The sequence below is a fragment of the Vibrio sp. 1641 genome, from assembly GCF_033339995.1.
In the GTDB taxonomy this organism is placed as follows: domain Bacteria; phylum Pseudomonadota; class Gammaproteobacteria; order Enterobacterales; family Vibrionaceae; genus Vibrio; species Vibrio alginolyticus.
On record NZ_JAWOVP010000492.1, the window covers coordinates 1 to 526 of the forward strand.

Here is a 526-nt window from a genome sequence, read left to right on the forward strand (position 1 = left end):
GGTAGGGAAAACCAAAAGCGAGAAGTGTTGATTTAGCGTATCGAGAACTAGCCCGAAAAAAGTGACAAAGGATATCGCTTTCACCGAATGAAACGCCGTCAGAATGGAATACACCAAGGTCGCCAACGCCAGTATCATCATCAACCATTGCCACTCAAAAGTACCAAGCACAGCAATAAACCAGCACAGTTGAAACCAAGTGGACGCAATCAACACTCTCATAATTGTTATGGGCGCTGGAAAGTCATGTGAACGGCGCTGATCGTACGTGCAAGAAAACCGCCTTCACAATAACTAAGGTAATAACGCCACATGCGGACAAACCGGTCATCGTAGCCAAACCCTCGCACAGCATCCTCTGCGCGGTTAAAACGGCGATGCCACTCATTCAGTGTTTTTGCGTAGTCTAGGCCGATGTCAAACAAATCACGAACCACCAAATCACTGTGCTTAGTGGCCGCTTGTGTCAAAGACGTCACCGACGGCAAGAAACCGCCAGGGAAAATGTATTTCTGAATAAAATCGA

Annotated in this window: 2 protein-coding genes; both read right to left on the reverse strand. The window is 47.1% G+C overall.

Features of this window, described 5'->3' with window-relative positions:
* Positions 1-222 (reverse strand): DUF2878 family protein (locus tag R7Z47_RS26740; protein WP_318131012.1); only part of this gene is annotated, 222 nt, incomplete at its 3' end.
* A gap of 5 nt (positions 223-227) precedes the next feature.
* Positions 228-526, reverse strand: a 299-nt coding sequence (locus tag R7Z47_RS26745) for a class I SAM-dependent methyltransferase (RefSeq protein ID WP_318131013.1), incomplete at its 5' end; no start/stop codon positions are given.